The 19387-nt window shown below is 67.7% G+C and carries 17 protein-coding genes; 10 read left to right on the forward strand and 7 right to left on the reverse strand.

The window, feature by feature from the left end; all coding sequences use genetic code 11:
• The first annotated feature begins 87 nt into the window (after nt 1-87).
• Nucleotides 88-2832: a [protein-PII] uridylyltransferase gene (locus PYV00_RS03185; RefSeq protein ID WP_275226805.1), complete on the forward strand. Its 2745-nt coding sequence runs from the start codon at nt 88-90 to the stop codon at nt 2830-2832.
• A gap of 14 nt (nt 2833-2846) precedes the next feature.
• Here the strand turns inward: PYV00_RS03185 and PYV00_RS03190 are convergent, their stop codons facing one another.
• The gene (locus tag PYV00_RS03190) at nt 2847-3434 is read right to left on the reverse strand and encodes a TetR/AcrR family transcriptional regulator (protein WP_275226806.1); all 588 of its coding nucleotides are present in this window, start codon (nt 3432-3434) and stop codon (nt 2847-2849) included.
• 133 nt (nt 3435-3567) lie between these two features.
• On the opposite strand from PYV00_RS03190, the gene PYV00_RS03195 reads away from it, so the two are divergent.
• The 3 genes from PYV00_RS03195 (at nt 3568) to PYV00_RS03205 (ending at nt 6615) form a co-directional block, all read left to right on the forward strand.
• The gene (locus PYV00_RS03195) at nt 3568-4536 is read left to right on the forward strand and encodes an SDR family NAD(P)-dependent oxidoreductase (protein ID WP_275226807.1); all 969 of its coding nucleotides are present in this window, start codon (nt 3568-3570) and stop codon (nt 4534-4536) included.
• Nucleotides 4537-4675: 139 nt separating this feature from the next.
• The gene (locus PYV00_RS03200) at nt 4676-5803 is read left to right on the forward strand and encodes a patatin-like phospholipase family protein (RefSeq protein ID WP_275226808.1); all 1128 of its coding nucleotides are present in this window, start codon (nt 4676-4678) and stop codon (nt 5801-5803) included.
• A 29-nt stretch (nt 5804-5832) separates the two neighbouring features.
• Nucleotides 5833-6615 (forward strand): 3-hydroxybutyrate dehydrogenase, encoded by a 783-nt coding sequence (locus tag PYV00_RS03205; RefSeq protein ID WP_275226809.1) that lies wholly within the window; start codon nt 5833-5835, stop codon nt 6613-6615.
• 191 nt (nt 6616-6806) lie between these two features.
• On the opposite strand, the gene PYV00_RS03210 is transcribed toward PYV00_RS03205, so the two are convergent.
• Complete coding sequence (locus PYV00_RS03210) at nt 6807-7145, reverse strand: hypothetical protein (RefSeq protein ID WP_275226810.1); 339 nt, start codon at nt 7143-7145, stop codon at nt 6807-6809.
• Between the two features lie 141 nt (nt 7146-7286).
• Between PYV00_RS03210 and PYV00_RS03215 the strand changes: the two genes are divergently transcribed.
• The gene (locus PYV00_RS03215) at nt 7287-7724 is read left to right on the forward strand and encodes a DUF983 domain-containing protein (RefSeq protein ID WP_275226811.1); all 438 of its coding nucleotides are present in this window, start codon (nt 7287-7289) and stop codon (nt 7722-7724) included.
• Nucleotides 7717-9081 (forward strand): PLP-dependent aminotransferase family protein, encoded by a 1365-nt coding sequence (locus PYV00_RS03220; protein ID WP_275226812.1) that lies wholly within the window; start codon nt 7717-7719, stop codon nt 9079-9081. The genes PYV00_RS03215 and PYV00_RS03220 overlap by 8 nt, the downstream gene beginning before the upstream one ends.
• On the opposite strand, the gene gltX is transcribed toward PYV00_RS03220, so the two are convergent.
• From gltX to PYV00_RS03235, 3 genes are all read right to left on the reverse strand, one after another.
• On the reverse strand, nt 9074-10429 hold the full coding sequence (gene gltX / locus PYV00_RS03225) for a glutamate--tRNA ligase (RefSeq protein WP_275226813.1): 1356 nt from the start codon (nt 10427-10429) through the stop codon (nt 9074-9076). The genes PYV00_RS03220 and gltX overlap by 8 nt on opposite strands.
• A gap of 33 nt (nt 10430-10462) precedes the next feature.
• Nucleotides 10463-12118: an NAD+ synthase gene (locus PYV00_RS03230; RefSeq protein WP_275226814.1), complete on the reverse strand. Its 1656-nt coding sequence runs from the start codon at nt 12116-12118 to the stop codon at nt 10463-10465.
• A 164-nt stretch (nt 12119-12282) separates the two neighbouring features.
• The gene (locus tag PYV00_RS03235; protein ID WP_275226815.1) at nt 12283-12486 is read right to left on the reverse strand and encodes a hypothetical protein; all 204 of its coding nucleotides are present in this window, start codon (nt 12484-12486) and stop codon (nt 12283-12285) included.
• 167 nt (nt 12487-12653) lie between these two features.
• Here PYV00_RS03235 and PYV00_RS03240 point away from each other — a divergent pair, with 167 nt between their 5' ends.
• The 4 genes from PYV00_RS03240 to metH all read left to right on the forward strand — a co-directional run bounded on the left by PYV00_RS03240 (nt 12654) and on the right by metH (nt 18478).
• Nucleotides 12654-13667, forward strand: a complete 1014-nt coding sequence (locus tag PYV00_RS03240) for an ArsR/SmtB family transcription factor (protein ID WP_275226816.1) — start codon at nt 12654-12656, stop codon at nt 13665-13667.
• Nucleotides 13664-14572 (forward strand): methylenetetrahydrofolate reductase [NAD(P)H], encoded by a 909-nt coding sequence (gene metF, locus PYV00_RS03245; protein WP_275226817.1) that lies wholly within the window; start codon nt 13664-13666, stop codon nt 14570-14572. Before PYV00_RS03240 ends, metF begins: the two co-directional genes overlap by 4 nt.
• Nucleotides 14569-15615, forward strand: a complete 1047-nt coding sequence (locus PYV00_RS03250; protein ID WP_275226818.1) for a homocysteine S-methyltransferase family protein — start codon at nt 14569-14571, stop codon at nt 15613-15615. Before metF ends, PYV00_RS03250 begins: the two co-directional genes overlap by 4 nt.
• A gap of 130 nt (nt 15616-15745) precedes the next feature.
• A complete protein-coding gene (gene metH, locus PYV00_RS03255; protein WP_275226819.1) occupies nt 15746-18478 on the forward strand; it encodes a methionine synthase in 2733 nt (910 codons plus the stop codon).
• Between the two features lie 13 nt (nt 18479-18491).
• On the opposite strand, the gene PYV00_RS03260 is transcribed toward metH, so the two are convergent.
• A complete protein-coding gene (locus tag PYV00_RS03260) occupies nt 18492-18791 on the reverse strand; it encodes a hypothetical protein (protein WP_275226820.1) in 300 nt (99 codons plus the stop codon).
• 164 nt (nt 18792-18955) lie between these two features.
• Entirely contained in the window at nt 18956-19111 is a 156-nt protein-coding gene (locus tag PYV00_RS03265; protein ID WP_275226821.1) for a hypothetical protein, read from the reverse strand.
• Nucleotides 19112-19387 lie beyond the last annotated feature (276 nt).

Genomic DNA, 19387 nt, shown 5'->3' on the forward strand with positions numbered 1-19387 from the left:
CGCTTCGCCGGGGAGCCCGCGCCGATTGCCTGTGCGCCGTGCGGCGCGGGTTTCCCTTCGCCCCGCCAGTGTCTAGATAGGCAGGGCATGAGCGTGATCCGCATTCCTTCCCCCCGATCCGTGATCGACCGACGCGACTTGACCGAGCGCATTGCCGCGCTGGTGGAGGAGCACGGCAAGAAGGCGCGCCTGCCGGTCGTCGAACTGCTGCGCGGCGCGCTGGCGCAAGGCCGCGCGGAAGTGGCGCGGCGTCTTACCGAAAAGCCCACGGCCGGGCACGAGGTGGCCGAGGCGCAGGCCTTCCTGGTCGATCAGCTGCTGCGAATCATCCACGATCACGTCACCACGAGCGTCTATCCGGCGATGAACCCCTCCACCGGGGAACGGCTGACGGTGATGGCCGTGGGCGGCTACGGGCGCGGCGAGATGGCACCGCATTCGGATGTCGACGTCGCCTTCCTCACCCCGATCAAGCACACCGCCTGGTGCGAGCAGGTGATCGAGGCGATGCTCTATTTCCTGTGGGATCTGGGGCTCAAGATCGGCCATTCCAGCCGCTCGCTCGACGATATGGTGCGCATGTCGCGATCGGACCTGACGATTCGCACCGCCATGCTCGAAGGCCGCTACGTCTGGGGCGACCAGGATCTTTACGAAGAGGCCCGCGAACGCTTCTGGACCGAAGTGGTCTCCGGCACCGAACGCCAGTTCGTGACCGAGAAGCTGGCCGAGCGCGAGGATCGGCACAAGCGCATGGGCGACAGCCGCTATGTGGTCGAGCCCAATGTCAAGGAAGGCAAGGGATCGCTGCGCGACCTGCACACGCTCTACTGGATCGGCAAGTATATCCACAAGGTGCGCGATCCGTCGGAGCTGGTCCAGGTGGGCCTGCTGACGCAGAAGGAATACCGCGCCTTCCGCCGGGCGGAGAACTTCTTCTGGGCGGTGCGCTGCCACTTGCACACGATCACCCGCCGCGCCGAGGACCGGCTGACGTTCGATCTCCAGCGCGAAGTGGCGGCGCGGATGAATTATTCCGATCGGCCGGGCAAGAGCGCGGTCGAGCGGTTCATGCAGTACTTCTTCCTCCAGGCCAAAGTCGTCGGCAATCTCACCGGCGTGTTCCTGGCCCAGCTTGACGAGCAGTTCGCCGCCAAGCCGGCGCGCGGCCTGCTTGCCGGCTTTCGCGCCAAGGCGCGCACGCTGAAAGGCTACAAGATCTTCGGCGGCCGCATCCGCGCGCCGACCGACGACTGGTTCGCCGCCGATCCGGTGCGCCTGGTGGAGATTTTCGTGCTGGCCGATCGCGAGGGGCTGGAAATCCATCCCGAGACGATGCGCCTGATCGCGCGCGACGCGACGCTGATCAAGGAAGGCGTGCGGCAGGACAAGCGCGCCAACGAGCTGTTCTTGGAACTGCTCACCAGCCCCAACGACCCGGAAAAAGGCCTGCGCGCCTTCAACGAGGCCGGCGTCTTCGGCCGCTTCGTCACCGAATTCGGCCGCGTCAACGCGCAGATGCAGTTCGACATGTACCACCACTATACGGTGGACGAGCACACCATCCGCGCCATCGGCCTGCTCTCGCGGATCGAGAAGGGGGAGCTGAAGGACGATCATCCGCTGGCGCACGATATCATCCACAAGATCCATTCGCGGCGCGCGCTCTACACCTCGGTGCTGCTGCACGATATCGCCAAGGGCCGGGGCGGCGACCATTCGGTGCTCGGCGCGGAGATCGCGCTGAAGCTGTGCCCGCGCCTGGGGCTGGACGAGAACGAGACCGAGCTGGTGAGCTGGCTGGTGCGCACCCACCTGCTGATGAGCGCCACCGCCTTCAAGCGCGACTTGTCGGACTTCAAGACGATCAGCGATTTCGTCGAGGTGGTGCAGTCGGTCGATCGCCTGCGCCAGCTTACCATGCTGACGATCGTCGATATCCGCGCGGTGGGGCCCGGCACCTGGAACAGCTGGAAGCGCCAGCTCATTGCCGAGCTTTACGCCGCGACCGACGAACGCCTGCGCCTGGGCCACGCCGAATACGGGCGCGAACGGCGCATCGCCGCCAAGCAGGCCACCGTCGCCGAACGGCTGGGCAACCGTGGCGATCTGGTCGCGCAAGTGGGCAGCCAGTTCGTCGATTCCTACTGGATCGCCGAGGCCGACGACGTGATCGCCAAGAACCTGGTCCAGTTCGCCGCCGCCAGCAACGCCCCGCTGAGCATCGCCACCGAATACTATCCGGCGCGCGGCGCCACGCTCGTCACCGTGATCGCGGCCGATCATCCGGGCCTGTTCTATCGCATCGCCGGCGGCATCCACCTGGCCGGCGGCAACATCATCGACGCGCGTATCCACACCACGCGTACCGGCCGCGCGGTCGACAACTTCCTGGTGCAGGACCCGATCGGCCGGCCATTCCGCGAACAGGCCCAGCTCGAACGGCTGCGCACGCTGATCGAGAACGCGCTGGCCAACCGGGTCAAGCTGCTGCCCCAGCTCCACGCCCGGCCCAACGCGCGCCTGCGCGCCGATGCCTTCGACGTGCGGCCCCGCGTCATCTTCGACAACAAGGCATCGAACCGCTTCACCGTGGTCGAAGTCAATGCGCGCGACCGGCCCGCGCTGCTCAACCGGCTGGCCTATGCGCTGTTCGATTCGCGGCTGATGGTCTATTCCGCGCACATCGCCACCTATGGCGAACGCGCGGCGGACACCTTCTATGTGACCGACCTGCTGGGCGAGAAAGTGCAATCGGCCAGCCGCCTGAAATCGCTGGAACGCCGGCTGCTGGAAGCGGCCAACGAAGTATCGGACGCGGTCGCGGCATAGCGCCGCCGCCCTTTCTATTCAGGCCGCGCGCGGATGCCGGCGATCAGGATATCGACCAGTCGGCGGGCATTGGCTTCCCAGTCGGGACCGGCCCCGACACTGGCGACCGCCGCGATCGCCCGCAGCAGTTCCAGCGGCTCGATCTCCAGCCGCACCTCGCCGCTGCGCACGGCGTTTTCCGCAAGCTGGTCGATCGTCGCCTGCAGCCGCGCGCCCGAAGCCGCGTAAAGCTCGCCCGGCCCGCGAGACAGCGAGGTCAGCGCCGCGGCCATGGCATGTTTGGTGCCCATGTATTCGACGAACAGCAGCATCCAGGCCCGCAAGGCCTCGACCGGAGGCAATGCCTCCGAAAAGCGCTCGGCCGCTTGCGCAAGCTGCTCCATCTCGTTGCGATAGACCGCCTCGATCAGCGCGTCGCGGTGGGGGAAATGACGATAGAGCGTGCCCGCGCCCACGCCGGCCGCCCGCGCGATCTCGTCCAGGCTCGCTTCCGCGCCCTTTTCGGCGAACACGGTCTTGGCGGCCTGCAGCAGCAGCGCGCGATTGCGTTGCGCATCCGCGCGCGGCTTGCGCGCCGGCCTGTCGATCTTGTCGCCTTCCAACCAGCACCCCTTGTTAAACGGAGGGTGTCTCCGTATATAAGCGGAGACACTCTCCCCTTATAACCACGACAACCGATCCGGCAAGCCACGGATCGGGCGGGGAGCGCTGTGTCACCCGTTCATGGAGACCAGAATGACGACATCGTTCAATCACACTTCCACTACCGAAGACGTGCTCAAGGGCGTTTCGCTGACCGGCAAGCGCGTGCTGATCACGGGCGTTTCGGCCGGGCTCGGCGTGGAAACCGCCCGCGCGGCGGCCGCGCACGGGGCCCAGGTGGTGGGCGCGGCCCGCGATCTGGCCAAGGCCGAGGCCGCGACCGCGGTAGTGCGCGAACAGGCCGCCCACGGCGGATCGCTGCGCCTCATCCAGCTCGATCTCGCCTCGCTCGCCAGCGTGCGCGCGGCGGCCGACGCGCTGGTCGCGGCCGGTGAAAGCTTCGACGTCGTCATTGCCAATGCCGGCGTGATGGCAACGCCGTTCGGCCACACCGCCGATGGCTTCGAGACGCAGTTCGGCACGAACCACCTGGGCCACTTCCTGTTCGTCAACCGGATCGCCGCGCTGATCGCGCCGGGCGGGCGGCTGGTGAACGTCTCGTCCTCGGGCCACCGCTTTTCCGACGTCGATCTGGACGATCCGAATTTCGCCCACACGCCCTACGATCCATTCCTCGCCTATGGCCGGTCGAAGACCGCCAATATCCTGTTCGCCGTGGAGTTCGACCGCCGGCACAAGGAACGCGGCATCCGCGCGACGGCGCTGCATCCCGGCGGCATCCAGACCGAGCTTGGCCGCCACATCGGCGAGGAGACGCTGGCGGGGATGCTGACGACGATCAATGCCGAACTGGCGGCCGAGAACCTGCCGCCGTACGAATGGAAGACCATTCCGCAAGGCGCGGCCACTTCGGTATGGGCCGCGTTCGTTGCCTCCGGCGAGGAGGTGGGCGCCCGCTATTGCGAGAATTGCCACGTTTCGCACATCACCGACGGCCTGATCAACGCGGCCGCCGAAGGGGTGCGTTCCTATGCGCTCGATCCGGAGCGGGCCCGCGCACTCTGGGCGAAGAGCGAGGAGATGGTGGGCGAACGCTTCTGATGGCCTGATCCCCGGCGGGGCGGTGCGCGATTCGCATCGTCCCGTCCTGGCCCCGGCCGATCCCGCCCGACGATCGGCCTTGCAAGCCCGCCCCGCCGACCCCAATTGTGCTGCGTCGCAACATCCGCAGCAAGGCTTCATGACCCTGGCACCAGCCCGCACCGAACCCGTGATGCAGAACGTCCTCGTCCTCCAGGGCGGCGGTGCGCTAGGCGCCTACCAGGCCGGCGTCTACGAAGCGCTGGCCAAGGTGGATTGCCGGCCCGACTGGGTGGCCGGCATCTCGATCGGCGCGATCAATGCCGCGATCATCGCCGGCAACCCGCCGGGCAAGCGCACCGAACGGCTGCGCGCGTTCTGGGATCGGGTCTCTTCCGAACTGCAATACCGGCTTGACGAGCCGATCGGCTTTGCCCGCCGCGCGTTCAACGAAGCTTCGGCCGCGATCGCCTCGACGTTCGGCATCCCCGGCTTCTTCTCGCCGCGCTTCCCCCCGGCGCTGCCCGAATGGCCGGCGGAGTTCGGCGCGCTCAGCTATTACGACACCTCGCCGCTGCGCCAGACCCTGCTCGACCTGGTCGATTTCGACCAGCTCAACCGCGGGCCGACGCGCTTCAGCGTCGGCGCGGTCAACGTGCTGACCGGCAACTTCATCTATTTCGACAATCGCGAGCGCGAGATCGGCCCCGAGCACGTGATGGCCAGCGGCGCGCTGCCGCCGGGCTTTCCGCCCGTGAAGATCGACGGCGAATGGTATTGGGATGGCGGCCTGGTTTCGAACACGCCGCTGCAATACGTGCTCGACAACCGGCCGCTGTGCGAGCTGACCGTGTTCCAGGTGGACCTGTTCAGCGCGCGCGGCATCGTTCCGCGCACGCTGTCCGACGTGTTCCAGCGCGACAAGGACATCCGCTATTCCAGCCGGACGCGCCTCAACACCGACATGTCGAAGAAGCTGCAGGAATTCCGCGCCGCCGCGCACCGCCTGGTGCAGAAGCTGCCCGAGGAGATGCGCGGCGATGCCGATCTCAGGCTGCTGCTCGATCACCAGCCTTTCGGCCCGGTCACGATCATGCACCTGATCAACCGCTGCGACCCTTACGAAACCAATTCGAAGGACTATGAATTCTCGCGCATGACGTTGAACGAGCACTGGGCGGCGGGCCTCGCCGACGCCGAATACTCGCTCGCCCATCCCGACTGGACCGGCCGCGCGCGCGAGCCGGATGAAATCACCACGTTCGACCTCGCCGGCCAGAGGCGCTGACCGGCAGGCCACCCAAGGAGAAAAGCCCCATGAAGCTCAAGGACAAGGTCTGCATCGTCACCGGCGCCGCCAGCGGCATCGGCAACGCCATCGCCCACCGCTATGCCTCCGAAGGCGCCAAGGTCGCCATCGCCGATCTCAATATCGATGCCGCGCAGAAGGCGGCCGATGACATCACCGCCAGGTTCGGCACCGCCGCGCTCGCCATCGCCATGGACGTGACCAGCGAGGAGCAGGTGAACGCCGGCGTGCAGCATGTGATCGACGCCTGGGGCGGGGTCGACGTGCTGGTGTCGAACGCGGGCATCCAGATCGTCAATCCGCTGGAGAACTTCGCTTTCGCCGACTGGAAGAAGATGCTGGCGATCCACCTCGACGGCGCCTTCCTCACCTCCAAGGCGGTGCTGCCGCACATGTACGCCAAGGGTTCGGGCTCGATCATCTTCATGGGCTCGGTCCATTCGAAGGAAGCCAGCCCGCTCAAGAGCGCCTATGTCACCGCCAAGCACGGGTTGCTCGGCCTCGCGCGCGTGATCGCCAAGGAAGGCGGCGCCAGGGGCGTGCGCTCCAACGTGATCTGTCCGGGCTTCGTGCGCACGCCGCTGGTGGACAAGCAGATTCCCGAACAGGCCAGGGAACTGGGCATTTCCGAAGAGGAAGTGGTGCGCAAGGTGATGCTGGGCCAGACCGTCGATGGTGAGTTCACCACCGTCGATGACATCGCCGAAGTCGCCCTGTTCTTCGCCGCGTTCGAAACCAACGCGCTCACCGGCCAGTCGCTGGTGGCAAGCCACGGCTGGTTCATGGAGTAAGATTCGGTTTGGTCATGCGCCGAAAGGCGCATGGCGGCACCAGCCTGCTCCCCCACCCTGCCTCCCACGGAAGTATACTTGATGGAAGGCCGGGTGGGGGAGCGGGCTGGTGCCGTAACGAAATGCGCTCTTCCGCGCATTTCCAAGCCGACTCCAGCCCCCCTCGGCGCGTCTCGGACAAAAGGGGGCCGTCAATCCCGGTGATAGAACGGCGGCCGGCCGGCCAGGACGTTGCGCGCCATCTCGCCCGCGTCGTGGGTGGCCAGCGAGCCGGCGCCGTGGCTGTCTTCCCAGAAGTCGGGATCGGCATAGAGCCGTAGCGCTTCCTCCAGCCGGGCGAGGCGCGCGGCGTGGCCCAGCGTGACCGCGCGGGCAGCCTCGACTTCGGGAAAATCATCGCCATCGCCGCGCAGCACCATCGCGGCAAGATCCGCCCGGCCGTTCCGCCGCAGGAGCGCGGCGGCGAAGCCGCGCGCCTCGGCCAGTTCGGGCGGGGCCGGAGCGGGAGTTTGTATGGTATCCTGCATCATTCTGTCCGCATCCTGAGGAACCATGCCCGGCTCACGCCGTAGCGAATTTTGCGCCTTCTGCCGATTATCCGCGAATCTCTGGACAGATAGGCGTGCATTATGTACGGCTATATGCATCACAATATGCATGGATGTGATTCAATGCAAGAACCCGCCGAAGGTGAGAAGCTGCGCTGGATAATCTGGACCGGGTGGCATGGCCTGTGCCCCCGCTGCGGCAGGGCCAGCATGTTCCGCAAATGGCTCAAGCTGGCCGATCACTGCCCCGCCTGCGGCCTGAACTACCAGTTCGCCTCGCCGGACGACGGGCCGGCTTTTTTCTCGCTGTGCATCATCGCCTTCCCGCTGACCTTCTTCGTCGTCTGGCTGCAAGTGGCGTTCGAGCCGCCGTTCTGGGTGCACCTGATCGTCTCGGTGCCGCTGATGGTGGCGGGCTGCGTGCTGCCGCTGCAATGGATCAAGGGCTGGCTTGTCGCCTCGCAATATGTGAACAAGGCGCAGGAGGCGGGCACCGAGCAGCTCTGGGCCAAGCTCAACTTGCGCGAACGGCAGGAGGCCGACGATCATCCCGATGGTTGATGCCTGGCTTGCGGACATTTCCCGAAATCCCGGCCCGAAGTACCGGGCCATCGCCGATGCGCTGGCGGCCGCGGTGGATCGGGGCGCGCTGCGCCATGGCGATCGCCTGCCGCCGCAGCGGGATCTGGCCGCGCGGCTCGATGTCGACCTGACGACCGTTACCCGCGCTTACGAACTGGCCCGCCAGCGCGGGCTGATCGAGGCGCGCGGCCGCGCGGGCAGCTTCGTGCGCGCGGGCTCCGGCGGCGCGGTGGCGGCGCCCGCGCAGTTCGACGCGACGATGAACAATCCCCCGGTGCCGCCCGGCGGATTGCTGCAAGAGGCCATGGCCCGCGCCTGCGACGATCTGGCCCGCTCCGGCGCGATCGCCCGGCTGCAATACCAGCGCCCCGGCGGCGAGCCCGGCGATCGTGCAGCCGGAGGGCAAGTGCTCGCCGCCCTGGGGCTCGACACCTCGCCCGAGCAGGTGGTGGTGACGGCCGGCGGGCAGAACGCGCTGCACGGCGTAGCCCAGACCATCCTGCGCCCCGGCGACCGGGTGGCTTGCGGGCGCTTCCTCTATCCCGGCTTTCGGGCCGTGGCGCGGCGGCTGGGCGTGACGCTGGTACCGCTGGCGACGATGGGCGCCGCCGCCTTGGCCGAAGCGCACCGCGCCGCGCCGCTGCGCGCGCTCTACGTGGTGCCCGGCAACGACAACCCCACCACCGCGACGATCGAGGCCGGGGAACGCGCGGCCCTGGCCGCCTTCGCGCAAGGCGCGGGGCTGTGCATCATCGAGGACGATGCCTATGGCTTGCTGGCCGATGCGCCCTTGCCGCCCATCGCCCGCTTCGCGCCCGATCGCACATGGTACATCGCCAGCACCTCCAAGATCATCTCGCCCGCGCTGCGCGTCGGCTTCGTCCGGGCGCCGGGCATCGCCGAAGCGCTGCAACTGATCGGCGCGCTGCAGGAAAGCGGCGTGATGGCACCCCCGCTCAACGCCGCCATGGTCTCGGCCTGGGTGGCAAGCGGGCTGTTCGGTCGCCTGACCGCCGCCACGCGCCAGGAAGCCGCCTGGCGCCAGCAGCAAGTCCGCGTGATCCTGCCCGAAGGCCGCTATGCCGCGCATCCGCAAGGCTATCACCTGTGGTTGCCGCTGCCCGGAGAATCCCAGCCGCATGACCTTGCCGCCGCGCTGGGCCAGCGGGGGCTGTCAGCCGTGCCGTCAGACCGCTTCGCCGTCACGCCGGGGGGCGAGAAGGCGCTCAGGATCTCGCTGGGCGGCGTGCTCGATCGCGACGGGCTGGTGCAGGCGCTGCGGATGCTCGCGGGCTATGTCAGCGCGCCAATGGCACCGACCGAGCTGATCATCTAGGGCTTTGGTCCGCCGAACCCGCCGCTCGCAACCGGGCCACCGCCGCTTCCCGGCCGATCAGCGGCAGCAGCGCTCCCATGTCCGGGCCGTGATCGCGGCCTGTGAGCGCCTGGCGCAGCGGCAGGAACAGCGCCTTGCCCTTGCGTCCCGTCGCCGCCTTGAGCGTGCCGGTCAGCGCGTGCCAGGGATCATCGCCCCACTCCCCCGCCTCTATCGCGTCGGCCGCTTGCGCGAGATAGGCCCGCGTTTCCGCGTCGCAGGCCGGCGGCGCGATCGGGCCTGTGACCACGCGCCACCAGTCCGCCGCTTCGGAGACGCGCGCGAGGTTCGGCCGGATCGCTTCCCAGGCGGCCGCGTCCATGCCGGCCGGCAGCCGCGCGGCGACTTCGGCGAAAGGCAGGGCGTGGACGACGGCGGCGTTGATCCGCTCCAGCTCGGCATCGTCGAACCGGGCCGGCGCGCGGCCGAAGTGCGCAAGCGCGAAGCTTGCCGCCAGCGCCTCGACATCGAGCGCGGGATCGACCGGATCGGACGTTCCCAGCCGCGCCAGCAGCGCCACCAGGGCATGCGGCTCGATCCCGCTCTCGCGGAAATGCGCCGCGCCCAGCGAGCCCAGCCGCTTCGACAGCTTGCCTTCGGTGCCGACCAGCAGCGCCTCGTGCGCGAAGCGCGGCACCGGCGCGCCCAGCGCCTCGAACATCTGCACTTGCGCCGCCGTGTTGGAAACGTGATCCTCGCCGCGCAGGATATCGGTGACGCCCATATCGACATCGTCGATCACCGAAGGCAGCATGTAGAGCCACGATCCGTCGGCGCGGCACACCACCGGATCGGACATCTGCGCCGCATCGAACCGCTGCGGCCCCCTGATGCCGTCATCCCAGGCGATCGGGCTGGCATGGTCCAGCAGGAAGCGCCAATGCGGCTTTTCGCCGGCGGCCAGCTTCGCCGCCTTCTCCTGCGCGCTCAGCGCCAGCGCCGCGCGGTCATAGATCGGCGGCAACCCGCGCCCGAGCCGGACCTTGCGCTTCAGCTCCAGCTCCTGCGGGGTTTCCCAGCAGGGATAGACCCGGCCCGCCGCCTCGAGCCGGGCGAACTGCGCCTCGTAAACGCCGAACCGCGCCGATTGCCGCTCCTCGCCATCGTGGTCCAGGCCCAGCCAGGCAAGATCGGCGCGGATCGCCGCGACATAGTCCTCGCGGCTGCGTTCGGCATCGGTATCGTCGATCCGCAGCAGGAACCGCCCGCCCGCTTGCCTCGCCAGCAGCCAGTTGTGCAGCGCCGTGCGGATATTGCCGACATGGAGATGGCCGGTGGGCGAAGGCGCGAAGCGGGTGGTGACAGTCATGGCCTGCGCCGTTAGCGCTTCGCCGCCGCTCTGTCAGCCACTGCGGAACGCGTGCGTGATCGGATAGCGGCGGTCGCGGCCGAAGTTCCGCGCGGTCAGCTTCACGCCCGGCGGGGCCTGGCGGCGCTTGTATTCGGCAAGGTGGAGCAGGCGTTCGATGCGCTGCACGGTCTCGCGCTCGAACCCTTCGGTGACGAGCTGCTCGACACTCTTGTCGTGCTCCACCAGGCCCAGCAGGATCGGATCGAGCACTTCGTAGGGCGGCAGCGAATCCGCGTCCTTCTGGTTCTCGCGCAGTTCGGCCGTGGGCGGCTTGGCCAGGATGTTCTCCGGGATCACCACGCCGCCGGGGCCCAGCCCAATGCGCGGCCGCGCCCGGTTGCGCCAGCGCGAGATGGCGAACACGGTCATCTTGTAGGCATCCTTGAGCGGATTGTAGCCGCCGGCCATGTCGCCATAGATCGTCGCATAGCCGACGCTCATCTCGCTCTTGTTGCCGGTGGTCATCAGCATCGGCCCGAACTTGTTCGACAGCGCCATGAGCCCCAGCCCGCGGATGCGCGATTGCAGGTTCTCTTCGGTCAGGTCGCGATTCGTGCCGGCAAAGCTTTCGGCCAGCATCGCTTCCATGCCCGTGACGGCCGGGGCGATCGGCATCACGGTGTAGCGGCAGCCCAGCGCCTCGGCACAGGCGCGCGCATCGTCGAGGCTTTCCTGGCTGGTGAAGCGCGACGGCAGCATGACCGCCCAGACCCGGTCCGGCCCCAGCGCGTCCACCGCGATGGCGGCGCAGGCGGCGCTGTCGATCCCGCCCGAAAGCCCCAGCACCACGCCGGGAAAGCCATTGCGATCGACATAGTCACGCAGCGCCAGCACCATGGCGCAGTAGATGTCCTCGGGATGATCGGCCAGCGTGTGCAGCTCGCCGCGATCGCAGCGCCAGCCCTGCGCGGTCTTGGTCCAGCTCGTCTGGACTTCCTGCTCTTCCCAGTCGCGCATCTGCACGGCCAGCGCGCCATCGCCGTTGACCACGAAGCTGGCGCCATCGAACACCAGCTCGTCCTGCCCGCCGACGCGGTTGAGATAGGCCAGCGGCAGCCCGGTATCGACCGCGCGGCGCTTGGCCACGCCTTCGATGCGCAACGCGTCCTTGTTGATCTCGTAAGGGCTGCCGTTGATGCACACGAACATCTCGGCGCCGAAATCGGCCAGATGGCGGCAGACTTCGGGCCGCCAGATATCCTCGCAGATGGGCACGCCGATCATCGTGCCGCGCAGCACCACCGGCTCCGGCAGGGGGCCGGGCTGGAACAGCCGCATCTCGTCGAAAGTGCCGTAATTGGGCAGCTCGTGCTTGAGCCGCACGGCCGCGACCTTGCCCTGATCGAGCAGCGCGACACCGTTGTGCAGCGCCCCGTCGAGCACGAAGACCGAACCGACCAGCATCGCCGGCCCGTCCGAAGCGCTGGCCCGCGCCAGGTTCTGGAGTTCGGCCGCCGCCCGCTCGATCAGCGAGGGCTTGAGGATCAGATCCTCGGGCGGATAGCCGATCAGGTGGAGTTCGGGAAAGACCACCAGGTCTGACCCGCGGGCCCGTTCCCGGGCAGCCAGCACGCCCTGCGCGTTGCCGGCGATATCGCCGACAGACTGGTTGAGCTGCGCGAGTGTGATCTTCAGCGTGTCGGGCATGACGGCGTGATGCCGCCTGTCCAACTGTCATGCAAACAAAAAACCCTCCCGATGGGGGAAGGCTTGCGCGACGTCACTGCCGGCCCCCGGATCAACGGGCGACCGCAGCCGATTGAGCGGGGGCGGGCCGGAAGCGAAACGCGCCGGCCGCGCCCCCGTCCAGATTACATCGCCGCTTCGGACGCAGCCGCAGTGGCTTCGGCGCTCGTGGCGTCTTCGGTTGCCATCGGATCGGCAGCCAAGGTTTCTTCAGCCACCGTCTCGGCGCTGTCGGTCGCGGTATCCTCGGTAGCGGTCTCCGAGCTGCCGCAAGCAGCGAGAGCCAGAGCAGCGGCCGACGCAAATGCGGCGTAAGCAATCTTCTTCATGCGAATCCCCTTGCAATGTTTGGCGCAGGCGCCAACGCTTGCAGGCAAGCCTGCGCCTACTGTGTAGACCAGAGCATGGCTTGCCGTAAACCCCATTAAAGGGGGACAAAATCCTCGGAAATGCTAGGGGTTGCGATGATATAAAGATATCTTTATATCCCACTCCCATGCGAATTGACCCACTTTTCCGGGCGCTGTCCGATCCGACGAGGCTGCGGATCATGCGTCTGCTGGCCCACATGGAGCTGGCCGTGGGCGAGCTTGCGCAAGTGCTCGGGCAGAGCCAGCCCAGGGTCTCGCGCCATGTCCGCATCCTGTGCGACGCCGGCTTGGCGGAACGGCGCAAGGAAGGCAGCTGGGTCTTCCTGCGCAGCGCCATCGGCGAGGACAGCGCCCCGCCGCTGGGCGCGGCCGCCGCCCGGCTGCTGACGCTGGCCGAGCGCGACGATGCCGGCTTCGCCGCCCGCTGCGGCGAGGACCGGCGCCATCTCGCCGCGATCCGCGCCGCGCGCGAGGCGAGCGCGCAGGCCTATTTCGCCCGCCATGCCGACCAGTGGGACACGCTGCGATCGCTGCACAGCGCCGACGGGCCGGTCGAGGCGGCGCTGGCCGAAGCGCTGCAGGGCGAAGGCAAGTCCGGCTCGCTGGGCGCGCTGCTCGATGTCGGCACCGGCACCGGCCGCATGGCCGAACTTTTCGCCGCGCGGGCCAACCGCGTCACCGCGCTCGACAAGAGCCCGGAAATGCTGCGCATCGCCCGCGCCCGGCTGCAAGCCCTGCCTTCGGACAAGATCGACCTTGTCCAGGGCGATTTCACCGCGCTGCCTTTCGCCGAAGCCGCGTTCGACACGGTGCTGTTCCACCAGGTGCTGCACTATGCCCAGGCCCCGGAAACCGTGCTGGGCGAAGCGGCGCGCGTCACGCGCGAGGGTGGACGGATCGCCGTGGTCGATTTCGCCGCGCACGATCGCGAGGAACTGCGCAGCGCCCATGCCCATGCCCGCCTCGGCTTTTCCGACGAGCAGATGCTGGCGCTGCTCAGCGAGGCCGGCTTCGCCGCGAACCCGCCGGTGGCGCTGGTCGGCAAGCCGCTGACCGTCAAGATATGGACAGGCCGCCGCCAGCGCGGCCCGGCGCCCCTGCGCAAGGACGCCGCAACAGGAGAGGTCGCGCACCCATGACGTTCTTCGCCGCCGGAGTTCCCGATTCGCCGCTGTTCGCGGGACTGCCGGGAGACATCCGCATTTCCTTCGAGTTCTTCCCGCCCAAGACGGAGAAGATGGAAGCGCAGCTGTGGGATGCGATCACCCAGCTTGCCCCCCTGGCGCCCAGCTTCGTCTCGGTGACTTACGGCGCGGGCGGCTCCACGCGTGAGCGCACCCATGCCACGGTCGCGCGGATCGTGGCCGAAACCACGCTGCTGCCCGCCGCGCACCTGACCTGCGTGGCCGCGAGCCAGGATGAGATCGCCGAAGTCGCCCAGCAATACTGGGACGCGGGCGTGCGCCACATCGTCGCGCTGCGCGGCGATCCGCCCGCCGTGGATGCCGGCCGCTTCGTCCCGCATCCCCAGGGCTATGCCAGCGCGGCCGATCTGGTGCTGGGGCTGAAGCGCCAGCACGATTTCGAAGTCTCGGTCGCCGCTTATCCCGAAGTCCACCCCGAGGCGGCGAGCGCCGAGGCGGACCTCGACAACCTCAAGCGCAAGCTCGATGCCGGGGCGAGCCGGGCGATCACCCAGTTCTTCTTTTCGACCGACGCCTATTTCCGCTTCCTCGACAAGGCGCTCGCCGCCGGAATCACCGCGCCGATCCTGCCGGGCATCATGCCGGTGACGAGCTTCGCCGCGATCCGCCGCATGTCGGCCAATACCGAGATCCCGGACTGGATGACGCACATGTTCGAAGGGCTGGACGAGCGCCCCGGCCCACGCGGGCTGGTCTCCGCCGTCGTCGCCGCCGACCAGTGCCGCCGGCTCTATGAAGGCGGCGTGCGCGATTTCCATTTCTATACGCTCAACAAGGCCGAGCAGGCCTATGCCATCTGCCACCTGCTCGGCCGCCGCCCCAGGGAGATTGCCGCATGAGCGCTCGTGAACGCCTGAACGCCGAGGCCGCCAGGCGCATCCTCATCACCGATGGCGCCTTCGGCACCGAGATCCAGGGCTGGAAGCTGTCCGAGGCCGACTATGCCGGCGACCTTGGCCTGGCCAAGGACCAGAAGGGCAACAACGATATCCTCGCGCTGACGAGGCCCGAAGTGCCCGAGGCGATCCACCGCGCCTATTTCGCGGCGGGCGCGGACATCGCCGAGACCAATACCTTCTCGGCCAACCGCATCAGCCAGGCCGACTATGCGGCCGAGCATCTGGTGCGCGAGATCAACCTTGCCTCGGCGCAACTGGCGCGGCGCATCGCCGACGAGTTTCAGACCAAGGATGGCCGGCCAAGGTTCGTCGCCGGGGCGATCGGCCCGACCAACAAGACGCTCTCGCTTTCGCCCGACGTCAACGATCCGGGCTATCGCGAGATCGACTGGGATACGCTGGTCGACGTCTATCACGAGCAGGCGGCCGCGCTGGTCGAAGGCGGGGTGGACTTCATCCTGATCGAGACGGTGTTCGATACGCTGAACGCCAAGGCGGGCGTGATGGCGGTCAAGCGGCTGGAGCACGAGCTGGGCCGCGAAGTGCCGATCATGCTGTCGATGACGCTGACCGACCTTTCGGGCCGCAACCTGTCGGGCCACACGGTCGAAGCCTTCTGGCACGCGGTGCGGCACGCCAGACCCGTGACGGTCGGGCTCAACTGCTCGTTCGGCGCGACCCAGCTTCGCCCGCATGTCAAGGCGCTCTCCGAGATCGCCGACACGCTGATCATGGTCTATCCCAACGCCGGCCTGCCCAACGAACTGGGCGCCTATGACGAGTTGCCCGAAACGACGGCGGCGCTGGTGAAGGAATGGGCCGAGGCGGGGCAAGTCAATATCCTGGGCGGCTGCTGCGGCTCCACGCCCGCGCATATCGCGGCGATGGCGAAGGCGGTCGCCGGCCTGCCGCCGCGCAAGCTGCCGGTGCTGGAGCCGGTGACGCGGCTCGCCGGGCTGGAGCCGTTCATCATGGCGGCATGAGTTCCCGCTCCCCTGAAGGGGAGCAGATCAGGGAGAGGGGATCGTCTCTTCGCATCGCATCATATCCAGGCCGGCTCGAGGACGCCCCCTCTCCCCGGCCCTCTCCCGTCAAGGGGAGAGGGAGTCAGCAATGAACACCCAGTCCTCCGCCCGCTTCGTCAATATCGGCGAGCGCACCAACGTCACCGGCTCGGCGAAATTCAAGAAGCTCGTCATGGCGGGCGATTATCCGGCGGCGGTCGAGGTCGCGCGCCAGCAGGTTGAGAACGGCGCGCAAGTGATCGACGTCAACATGGACGAGGGCCTGCTCGACGCGACTCTCGCGATGACCACCTTCCTCAAGCTGATCGCCGCCGAGCCCGATATCGCCCGCGTGCCGGTGATGATCGACAGTTCCAGGTGGGACGTGATCGAGGCGGGGCTGAAATGCGTTTCCGGCAAGCCGATCGTCAATTCGATCTCGATGAAGGAAGGCGAGGCGCCGTTCCTCGAAGCCGCGCGCAAGTGCATGGATTATGGCGCCGCCGTCGTCGTCATGGCCTTCGACGAGGCCGGGCAGGCCGATACCAAGGCGCGCAAGATCGAGATCTGCACGCGCGCCTACAAGCTCCTGACCGACATCGGCTTCCCGCCCGAGGACATCATCTTCGATCCCAACGTCTTCGCCGTCGCCACCGGTATCGAGGAGCACAACAATTACGGGGTCGACTTCATCGAGGCCGTGCGGGAAATTCGCGAACTGTGCCCGCATGTCCATTTTTCGGGCGGCCTCAGCAATCTGTCCTTCAGCTTCCGGGGCAACGAGATCGTCCGCCGGGCGATGCATTCGGTGTTCCTCTACCATGCCATTCCCGCCGGGCTCGACATGGCCATCGTCAACGCCGGGCAACTGGAGATCTACGACCAGATCGACCCGGTGCTGCGCGAGGCCTGCGAGGACGTCATCCTCAACCGCGGGCAGGACGTGCCCGATGGCGAGCCGACGGCCACCGAACGGCTGATCGAGCTTGCCGAAAGCTTCAAGGGCAAGGACGTCGTCGCCGAGAAGGCCGCCGAGGAATGGCGCGGCTGGGACGTGACCAGGCGGCTCGAACACGCCCTGGTCCGGGGGATCGACGCGCATATCGTCGCCGATACCGAGGAAGCGCGCCAGCTGGCGGCCCGCCCGATCGAGGTGATCGAAGGCCCGCTGATGGACGGGATGAACGTGGTCGGCGACCTGTTCGGATCGGGCAAGATGTTCCTGCCGCAAGTGGTCAAGTCCGCGCGGGTGATGAAGAAGGCGGTCGCCCACCTTATTCCCTATATCGAGGCACTGAAGGAGCCGGGCGCCAGGGCCAAGGGCCGCATCGTCATGGCCACGGTCAAGGGCGACGTCCACGACATCGGCAAGAACATCGTCGGGGTGGTCCTACAGTGCAACGGCTATGAAGTGATCGACCTGGGCGTCATGGTCCCCTGGGCGACGATCCTGCAGGCGGCGAACGAGAACCAGGCGGACATCATCGGCCTGTCCGGCCTCATCACCCCCTCGCTCGACGAGATGGTCACGGTGGCCGAGGAAATGCAGCGCGCCGACATGACCATCCCGCTGCTGATCGGCGGGGCGACCACCAGCAAGGTGCACACCGCGCTGCGCATCGACCCGGCTTACGAAGGCCCGGTGATCCACGTGCTCGACGCCAGCCGCGCGGTCGGCGTCGCCTCGCAGCTCCTGTCCGACACGCAGGCGGACGGGTTCAAGTCCTCGGTGGCGATCGACTATGCCAAAGTGCGCGAGGCGCGCGAGGGCAAGGGCCAGTCGGACCTGCTACCGCTCGCCGAGGCGCGCGCCAACGCCTTCCAGCCCGACATGGCAGACAAGCCGCCGGCCCCCGCGCAGCCGGGCCTGCACGTGTTTGAGGACTGGGATCTGGCCGACTTGCGCGCGATCTTCGACTGGACTCCCTTCTTCCGCGCCTGGGAACTGGCGGGCACCTATCCCGCGATCCTGGAGGACGAAGTCGTCGGCGAAAGCGCGCGCGGCCTGTTCGCCGACGCGCAGGCGATGCTCGACCGCATCGTTGCCGAGAAATGGCTGACCGCCAGGGCCGTCTGCGGCTTCTGGCCCTGCCACCGCGAGGGGGATGACGTGATCCTGCATTCCTCCCCGAGCTCGCTCGGGGAGGGGGACCATGCGAAGCATGGTGGAGGGGGAATTTCCGGCCGCCCCCCCTCCACCACCCGCTTCGCGGGCGGTCCCCCTCCCCAAGACGAGCTTGGGGAGGAAGCGGTCCGCGTGCCCTTCCTGCGCCAGCAGTTCAAGAAGAGCCGGGGCCGCGCCAATTTCTGCCTCGCGGACTTCATCGACACCGAGAGCGACTGGCTGGGCGGCTTCGCCGTCGGCATCCACGGCATCGACCCGCATCTCGCGCGGTTCCAGGCGAACCACGACGATTACTCCGACATCCTGCTCAAGGCGCTGGCCGATCGCTTCGCCGAGGCTTTCGCCGAACGGCTGCACCAGCATGTGCGCACCACGCTATGGGGCTATGCGCCGGGCGAGCAATTGACCAACGAAGCGCTGATCCGCGAGGAATATCGCGGCATCCGCCCCGCGCCGGGCTATCCGGCCTGCCCCGACCATTCGCTCAAGCCCATCCTGTTCGATCTGCTGAAGGCGCAGGACAACGCCGGCATCACCCTGACCGAAAGCCAGGCGATGCTGCCGACCTCGGCGGTCTCGGGCTTCTATTTCGCCCATCCCGAAAGCCAGTATTTCGGCGTCGCGCGGATTGGACGGGACCAGCTGGAGGACTACGCGCGGCGGCGCGGCGTCGACCTGCCGACCGCCGAACGCTGGCTGCGGCCCAACCTGGACTGACCCGCCCGGCGCGTCAGAAGGGCGTGTAGGTTCCCTGCGTCCAGCCGGTGGCCGGATCGCAGCACCATTCGGTCGTCTTGTCCTCGTAAGTGCAATAGACGCGGATGTGCTCGCCGTCGCTCGCGGTCCAGCAAATGGCCGAAACCGCGCCGCCCGGCTTGTTGAACTGGCCCGTCTGCCAGCCCTGGCCGTCGTTGCAGCGCTCGGTCACCTCATAGCCGTCGGTCGAGTAGACCCGGATATGCAGCGCGTTGCTGCTGTCGAACCAGCTTACCGCAGCGGTCGAGATCGGATAATTCGGGTTGCCCGCCATGCCTGTTGCCCTCCCATGATGAACCCGCGAGCAGCGACTCGCGGGGGCGGCGGCGATGCTACGCGCGATCCCGGCGCGCGGGAAATCGAACCCGGGCCGGATCGGCGCGATCCCCGTGGCAATCCGGTGGGCGCGGCGGAAGCGAGGTGCCGCCAGCCGCCCTGTCAGGCCGCGCGACCGAAAATACGCTCGATCAGGCCAGGGCGCGAATCCATCGGCACGATCGGGCCATAAGTCAGATAGCGCTGGTGCGCATCGCGGTGCGCACGCGGCAGGATCGATTCGTGCGGACGGCTGCTGCGAAAAACGAACGCGGACATGGTGAAATTCCTTTTTGCGTGCCGGCGGCGGGCGCCGGTCACAATCCCTGGCGATGCGGATACATCCTGAACGGAAGCGCGGTATCCCCCCTGCCCGGCGCGCGCCGGTAGGACCGGCTGCAATCGGGGCTGGCCGCGGCCGCGCCCAGGGCGAGAGGCTGTGCGATGACGCCGAACAACAGGCCTGCAAGGGGTTCCATGATCGTACTCCCGGTGGCTCAGGTACCGCCCGGAATGCCTCATGCGCCCCGGACACCGCCCTTATGGAACCCCCAG

Origin of the sequence: Novosphingobium album (ex Liu et al. 2023) (assembly GCF_029076845.1) — a bacterium.
In the GTDB taxonomy this organism is placed as follows: Bacteria; Pseudomonadota; Alphaproteobacteria; order Sphingomonadales; family Sphingomonadaceae; genus Novosphingobium.

What these genes read in the sequence shown, in the direction of transcription:
- PYV00_RS03185 (WP_275226805.1), top strand. Translation starts at nt 88, where the DNA reads ATGAGCGTGATCCGCATTCCTTCCCCCCGATCCGTGATCGACCGACGC.
- PYV00_RS03195 (WP_275226807.1), top strand. Translation starts at nt 3,568, where the DNA reads ATGACGACATCGTTCAATCACACTTCCACTACCGAAGACGTGCTCAAG.
- PYV00_RS03200 (WP_275226808.1), top strand. Translation starts at nt 4,676, where the DNA reads ATGACCCTGGCACCAGCCCGCACCGAACCCGTGATGCAGAACGTCCTC.
- PYV00_RS03205 (WP_275226809.1), top strand. Translation starts at nt 5,833, where the DNA reads ATGAAGCTCAAGGACAAGGTCTGCATCGTCACCGGCGCCGCCAGCGGC.
- PYV00_RS03210 (WP_275226810.1), bottom strand. Translation starts at nt 7,145, where the DNA reads ATGATGCAGGATACCATACAAACTCCCGCTCCGGCCCCGCCCGAACTG.
- PYV00_RS03215 (WP_275226811.1), top strand. Translation starts at nt 7,287, where the DNA reads ATGCAAGAACCCGCCGAAGGTGAGAAGCTGCGCTGGATAATCTGGACC.
- PYV00_RS03220 (WP_275226812.1), top strand. Translation starts at nt 7,717, where the DNA reads ATGGTTGATGCCTGGCTTGCGGACATTTCCCGAAATCCCGGCCCGAAG.
- gltX (WP_275226813.1), bottom strand. Translation starts at nt 10,429, where the DNA reads ATGACTGTCACCACCCGCTTCGCGCCTTCGCCCACCGGCCATCTCCAT.
- PYV00_RS03230 (WP_275226814.1), bottom strand. Translation starts at nt 12,118, where the DNA reads ATGCCCGACACGCTGAAGATCACACTCGCGCAGCTCAACCAGTCTGTC.
- PYV00_RS03235 (WP_275226815.1), bottom strand. Translation starts at nt 12,486, where the DNA reads ATGAAGAAGATTGCTTACGCCGCATTTGCGTCGGCCGCTGCTCTGGCT.
- PYV00_RS03240 (WP_275226816.1), top strand. Translation starts at nt 12,654, where the DNA reads ATGCGAATTGACCCACTTTTCCGGGCGCTGTCCGATCCGACGAGGCTG.
- metF (WP_275226817.1), top strand. Translation starts at nt 13,664, where the DNA reads ATGACGTTCTTCGCCGCCGGAGTTCCCGATTCGCCGCTGTTCGCGGGA.
- PYV00_RS03250 (WP_275226818.1), top strand. Translation starts at nt 14,569, where the DNA reads ATGAGCGCTCGTGAACGCCTGAACGCCGAGGCCGCCAGGCGCATCCTC.
- metH (WP_275226819.1), top strand. Translation starts at nt 15,746, where the DNA reads ATGAACACCCAGTCCTCCGCCCGCTTCGTCAATATCGGCGAGCGCACC.
- PYV00_RS03260 (WP_275226820.1), bottom strand. Translation starts at nt 18,791, where the DNA reads ATGGCGGGCAACCCGAATTATCCGATCTCGACCGCTGCGGTAAGCTGG.
- PYV00_RS03265 (WP_275226821.1), bottom strand. Translation starts at nt 19,111, where the DNA reads ATGTCCGCGTTCGTTTTTCGCAGCAGCCGTCCGCACGAATCGATCCTG.